This is a genomic window from Amycolatopsis sp. NPDC051071, assembly GCF_040682875.1.
Classification (GTDB): Bacteria; Actinomycetota; Actinomycetes; order Mycobacteriales; family Pseudonocardiaceae; genus Amycolatopsis.
In genome coordinates, this window is sequence record NZ_JBFBBY010000272.1 from 1 (window position 1) to 6,535 (window position 6,535).

Sequence of the window (6,535 nt, forward strand, 5' to 3'; positions counted from 1 at the left end):
ACCTGCCGCGGCCTCCTACGCGCGCGGGCCCGTCCCGTATGTCATGAGGGGTCCCCATAGGACACTTTTCGTCCTATGGGGACCCCTCATGACATACGGGAGGGAGCACCACACCCCGCCTGAGAACGCAAGTAGTCCTCTAGTTGCGACGTAAGTACGTGAGGCCCCCTTCCTGCCAGGCGCAGCCAGGCAGGAAGGGGGCCTCACGTACTTACCGGGGACTACAGTTTCGCGCATTGCCCGGCGGCCGGGCCCCGCACGGTGTTCTGCAGGTCGTAATCCGTCGGAGCGGGGGAGTTGGCCGCGCACGCCAGAGGTCCGCCGATCGTGCTCGCGGTCAGCACCAGACCCTTGTTGCCCGTCAACGCCACCGGCCCGCCGATCTCGGTCAATTCGATCGAGACCGGCCCGGTCGCCCCGGTGATCGCCACCGGACCGTTCACCTTCGTCCGGTCGAGCACGATCTGCGCCGCACCCGTCGCCGTCAGTGGCCCGGAGATCGACCCGCCGCGGACGATCAGGCTCGCGCCCGGCGCCACCGCCACCGGACCGGACACCGTCGCGCCGTCGAGGCAGGTCACGCCGTTCTGCACGGTCAGCGGGCCCTTGCGCTCACCCGTCACCGTCTGCGTGCACGACGCGTCCGGCTTGCCCAGCACCTCGAACTCCGACAGCGACGCCTCCCCGCCCGTGGTCGCGGTGACCTCGAGCCGGTAGTAGGCGTAGTGCGCCGGGTTCGCGACCTTGAACGCCCTGGTCTGCTGCCGCCACGAGAACTTCTGGTCGGTCCGCTGATCCGCGACCGCCCACGTCTTCCCGTCGTAGGAACCCTTCAGCACCCAGCTCTTCGCGTCGCCCGCGCCCTTGCCCGAAGTCAGCGTGTAGTACGACGCCGCTTCCTTCGTCGAGGGCACCTGATACTGGATCGGCGCCGTCACCTTCGCCTCGGTCCGCGACGTGTTGTCGAAGAACGCCGCGTCCCCACCGGAAACCGGTTTCGTGAGGTCGTGCGCCGGCGTCGGCACCGCGTCGCCCTTGGTGATCGACTTCGGCGCGTCGTCCGGGCCGGTGCCCCACGACGACGGATTCGGGCCCATGTCGAAGTCCAGCGTGCCGCCTCCTCCGATCGACGCGTGTGCGAGCGACGTCGACGTCTGCGCCTTGCCGTTCACCTTCAGACCCTGCACGTAGACGTTCTTCGCGCTGTTCTTCGGTGCGTTGACCACGATCTTCTTGCCGCCGGGCAGGTTCACGGTCGCCTTGGTGAACAGCGGCGAGCCGATCGCGTAATCCGCACTGCCGACCTGCAGCGGGTAGAAGCCCAGCATGCCGAACAGCCACCACGCCGACTGCTCGCCGTTGTCCTCGTCACCGCCGTAGCCCTGACCGAGCTCACTGCCGACGTACAGCCTGGACAGCGCCTCGCGGACCTTCGCCTGCGTCTTCGACGGCTGACCCGCGTAGTCGTACATGTAGAGCGTGTGGTGCGCGGCCTGGTTGGAATGCGCGTACATGCCCATCCGGACGTCACGCGCCTCGGTCATCTCGTGGATGATCCCGGGGTAGGTGCCGAATTTGAGGCCCTGCTCGGGTTTGGCGAAGAACTCGTCCAATTTGGACGCCAGCCCGGCCTTGCCGCCGTACAGATTCGCCAGGCCCTGTCCGTCCTGCGGGACGGAGAACCGCATACCGTACGCGTTGGTCTCGGTGTAGTCGATACCCCAGACCTCCGGGTCGAACTGGTCCTTCGCCCGGGTGAACTTGCCCGCCGCGTCACGGCCCTGGAAGAAGCCGACACTCGGGTCGAACACGTTCACGTACTGCGTGGCCCGCTCGGTGAAGTACCCGTAGTTGTCCAGATACTCCTGCTTACGCGGGTCGGTCGCCGGAGCCTCGTCGTAAAGCTTCTTCGACATGTTCGCGATCGCGTTGTCGTTGACATAGCCCTCGATCGCCCACGAGAACCCGTGGTCCGCGGTGTTCGGCGCGTACCCGAGGAACGTGCCCTCGTCGATGCCCTTCCGGCCGACCGCCCCGTTCGGCGGCGTCACCGTGGCGTTCTTGACCGCGGAGTCGTAGGCCGATTGGACGTCGAAACCCTTGACACCCTTGAGATAGGCGTCCGCGAAGGCCGCGTCCGAACTGGTGCCGGTCATCAGATCCGCGTAGCCCGGGGAGGACCAGCGCGAGATCCAGCCGCCGTCGCGATACTGCTGCACGAAACCGTCGACGAGCCGCCCGGCCGTATCCGGACTGAGCAGCGAATACGCCGACCACACCGTTCGGTAGGTGTCCCAGAAACCGTTGTTGACGTAGAACTCGCCGTCGACCAGTTTCGCGCCGGTCTGCGTCGGCGTGTCCTGGCCGGTCTTCGGCGACACCGGGCTCGCGTACTTCTTCACCGGCTTCTCAGCCGTGCCGACGTTCTCGAAGCCCGAGTTCGGGTACAGGAACAGCCGGTACAGGTTGGAGTACAGCGTGATCAGCTGGTCCTTCGACGCACCCTCGACCTCGATGACCTTGAGCTTCTCGTCCCACGCCTGCTGCGCGGTGTCGCTCACCGATTCGAGGGTCGCGTTCGGGGCGACTTCCTGCTCCAGGTTCTTCTTCGCCTGATCGACGCTGATCAGCGAGGTCGCGATCCGCATGTTCACCGTCTTGTCGGCGCCCGCGTCGAACTTCAGATAGCCGAGGACGTTGTCCCGCTTCTGGTCACCGGAACCGGTCGACAGCTTCGAACCGGCGGTCACCGGCTTGTCGAAGGTCGCGTAGACGAACATCCGCGACGCACCCGCCGACAGCCCGCTCTTCACGTCGCTGTAGCCGGTGATGGCCCGGCCCGCGGGGTCGAGGGTGAGCCCGCCGTTGTTGTTGACGTTGTCGAAGATCAGGTTCGAGTCGGCACCGGGGAACTTGAACCGGTACAGCGCCGCGTGATCGGTCGGCGCGACCTCCGCCTTGATGCCGTTCTCGAAGTCGACACCGTAGTAGTGCGCCCGCGCCGTCTCGTTGGAATGCTTGAACGGCAGCTTCCGAGCCTCACGGTCCGGGTTCGGCACGCCGGTGGCGGTCGAGGGCAGGAACTGGAAGGTCTGCCGGTCCGCCATCCACGGACTCGGCGCGTGACTCGCGGAGAACGCCTGCAGCGCCGGGAGGTTCTGCTCGTTGTTGCGTGAATGGTAGGAGTACATCCAGCTCAACGTGCCCGCGTCGGTCGTCGGGATCCAGAAGTTGAACCCGTGCGGAACCGCGGTCGCGGGCATGTTGTTGCCGCGCGAGAAAGACCCGTTCGACAGCGAACCACGCGTGGTCACCACGTTGTCGGACGGGCGCAGGCTCGCCGGGGGCGTCGGCGTCGTCGAGACCTTGATGTCGTCCAGCCAGCCCTGCAGCGAGCCCGGGCCGTCGGCGTTGTCGTAGCCGACCAGGATCCGGTCGACCGTCTTGCCCTTGGCGACGACGCCGATCTGCGAGCGCACCAGGTTCCACTGGTTGGTGTAGAGCACCTTGCTCGCACCCTGGCCCTGCGGTGAAAGCCCGAAACCGTACTGGTCGACCGCGCCGAGCTGACTCAGATACGTGCCATCGGTGAACGCCAGGTCCACCGCGACGTTCGTACTCGGATACTTCAGATCGCCGCGGATGAACTCCGGTTGCACCTTGTAGGTCAGCTCCGAGGTCGCCGCCACCGGGATGTCGACGTCGAAGATCTTGTTGTACGACCAGCCGTGCCCCTGCGCCTGGTGGCTGCCGGAGTAACGGAACGCGCGCAGGCCGGTGAACCCGACGCGGTTCTTGCTGGTGTAGCCGCTGCCTGGCCCGCTGTCGGCGAAGCTGCGCATGTTCGGCAGTGCCGGCGGGGCCGGGTCCTCGTTGGCCAGCAGCAACTCCGAGAGCTGCATGATCGGGCCACCGTTGTTCTTGGTGACGTTGAGCCGGAAGAACTTGTACGCGGCACTCGCGGTCGCGAGGCGGTATTCCTTCGTCTGAAACGGCTCACTGAACTTCTGCCCGGTCTGCTTGTCCAGATCGGTCCAGGACTGGCCGTCGGCGGAACCCTGCAGCGTCCAATCCTGCGGGTTGCGGTTGTCGAAGTCGTTCGCCGAGGACAGCGCGTACCGCGTGATCGACGTCGGCTCCGAGAGCGCGACCCGCGCCCAGCCGGTCGGGGTCCAGGCGAGCCACTTGGTGTCGGTCGAGCCGTCCATCAGGTTCGACACCCCCTCGTTCGGGATGTTCTCGCTGTTGGCCGACGTCTCGGTGACCTTGCCGCGGATGTCACCGGGAATCGTGGTGGCGTTCGCGCCGTCGACGCCGAACGCCTTCGGCTTGCCGGACGGGTCGACGTCGACGGCGTCGCTCCACGTCGGCTGCGGTTCGCCTTGCTCGAACGACGAGTAGAAATCCGGGGGACCTTCTTCGGCCGCGGCGGTGGCCGGCAGGGCTACCAGCCCAGACGCCACGACCGTGGCACTCAGGAGGCTGCAGACCAGTGGTCTGACGCTTCGGGGCATCGTTGCACCAATGCTTTCTCGCGGGGGCATGCTGGGCGCCGCACAGGCGGGGGACCGGTGGCGCCAAGAGAGAAGAACTCGGTTGTGACATCGATGTCAAGACACCCCGACAAACCTGACCCGAACTGGACAAGCCGGATGTCGGAGTGACCATGGCGAAACCTGGTGGACAACCCACGGCGGGCCGGGCCAGGGTGGGAATCACAACTGAAGCCGATCTGGGGAATCTGGGGTGGGGAAATGCGGCGTTTGTCCATGCTCGGCGTGGCAGCGCTCATCACGGCAGGCTCGATACTCACGGCGCCGGCGGCCACCGCCGACGAAACAACTTTCCACCCGGTGCGCACCTGCGCCGATCTGGTGCGGACCTACGACGTTCCCGGCGCGGTCACTCACGTCAAGACCGCGACGGTGATACCCGCGACGGCGACCGAACCCGAGAACTGCGACGTCCGCGGTTACGTCGAACCGGCGGTGCGGTTCCAGCTCAGGCTGCCGACCAAGACCTACGCCGGCCGCTACCTGCAGTTCGGCTGCGGTGGTTTCTGCGGCGCCGTCGCGACTCCGCCGTTCGCCGACTGCGGGCTGCCGCACGGCGGTGACCTCGCGGTCGCGGCCACCGATGACGGCCACGTCGGCAAGACCCCGCTGGTCTTCGACGACGGCAAATGGGCCGAGAACAACCAGGCCGCACGCGACGATTTCGCCTTCCGCGCACCGCATGTGGTCTCGACGGCGTCCAAACGCCTCATCACCGCCTTCTACGGCGCCCCACCGAAGAAGTCCTACTTCAGCGGCTGCTCCGACGGCGGCCGCGAAGCACTCCTGCTGGCGCAGCGCTACCCGCACGACTTCGACGGCATCGTCGCCGGCGCGCCCGCCGGATACTGGGGACCGCTGATCGGCGCATACCAGACCTGGCTCGCCAAGGTGAACACCGGCGCCGACGGCAACCCGATCCTGACCGCCGCCAAGCTCCCGGCCTTGCACGCCGCCGCGGTGTCCTCTTGCGACAGCGTCGACGGACTCACCGACGGCGCCATCGACGACCCGCGCTCCTGCCGCTTCGACCCGGCCACGATCGCCTGCCAGCCGGGCACCGACAACGCCGCCTGCCTCACCGCGGCCCAGGTCGAGGCCACCAAGAAGATCTACGCGACGCCGACCGACGAACGCGGCCGCAAGCTCTACCCTGGCGGTCAGACCGTCGGCACCGAACTGGCCTGGTACGGCTGGACCCTCCCGGCACCGGAGCTGGGTGACGTCCCGGCCGCGTTCGGGCTCGCCGACAACTACCTGAAGTACATGGCCTACCCGATCGGGACGCGGCATTCGTCGGTCGAGAAGTTCGGCTTCACCGCCCGCGAATTCGACCGGCTCACCCCGGAAAGCGTCCGCTCCAACGCGATGTCGACGGATCTGCGTGAATTCCGGCGCTCCGGCGGGAAACTCGTGATCTGGCATGGCTGGGCGGATCAGGCGATCCCGCCTGCCGGCACGATCGACTACTACCAGCGGCTCACCCACGCCAACGGCGGCCCGGCCGCGACGCGGAACTGGGCGCGGTTGTTCATGGTGCCCGGCCTGTACCACTGCGGCAACGGCGACAAGCTCACCGAGTACGACCCGCTGAAGGAACTGGTCTCGTGGGTCGAGCGTGGCGCCGCGCCCGAGAAGACCATCGCCACCGGCCGCGACGCCGACGGCAAGGCCCTCCGCACCCGGCCGGTGTTCCCGTACCCGCTACAGGCCAAGTACGACGGCTCCGGAAGCATCGACGACGCCGCGAACTTCGTGCCGGTGCCGCCTTCGCGCCCTTCGCAGGACATCGTGAACTGGGCGGGGAACGACCTCTACGGCAAGGCCGGTCCGGTCGCTCCCTGAGGTCCTTCCGGCTGCGCGGCAAGTGTCATGAGGGGTCCCCATAGGACGAAAAGTGTCCTATGGGGACCCCCCCAGGGCAACCGGCCCCGCCCGGCCGCCCCGGGCCGGGGGGGGCCGGGCCGGGGGGGGGGGGGCAG

2 protein-coding genes are annotated in these 6,535 nt (G+C 67.3%); one reads left to right on the forward strand and one right to left on the reverse strand.

The genetic code is table 11. The features are described from left to right. Positions 1-221: 221 nt before the first annotated feature. Positions 222-4,514 carry a GH92 family glycosyl hydrolase gene (locus AB0M65_RS39685; protein WP_364040409.1) on the reverse strand — a complete coding sequence of 1,431 codons (4,293 nt, stop codon included), beginning with the start codon at positions 4,512-4,514 and terminating at the stop codon, positions 222-224. Positions 4,515-4,754: 240 nt separating this feature from the next. Here AB0M65_RS39685 and AB0M65_RS39690 point away from each other — a divergent pair, with 240 nt between their 5' ends. After that, the gene (locus AB0M65_RS39690; protein WP_364040412.1) at positions 4,755-6,398 is read left to right on the forward strand and encodes a tannase/feruloyl esterase family alpha/beta hydrolase; all 1,644 of its coding nucleotides are present in this window, start codon (positions 4,755-4,757) and stop codon (positions 6,396-6,398) included. Positions 6,399-6,535: the final 137 nt, after the last annotated feature.

Bases quoted from the DNA above. Each gene is read 5' to 3' on its own strand.
- AB0M65_RS39690 (WP_364040412.1), top strand. From the start codon at position 4,755: ATGCGGCGTTTGTCCATGCTCGGCGTGGCAGCGCTCATCACGGCAGGC.
- AB0M65_RS39685 (WP_364040409.1), bottom strand. From the start codon at position 4,514: ATGCCCCGAAGCGTCAGACCACTGGTCTGCAGCCTCCTGAGTGCCACG.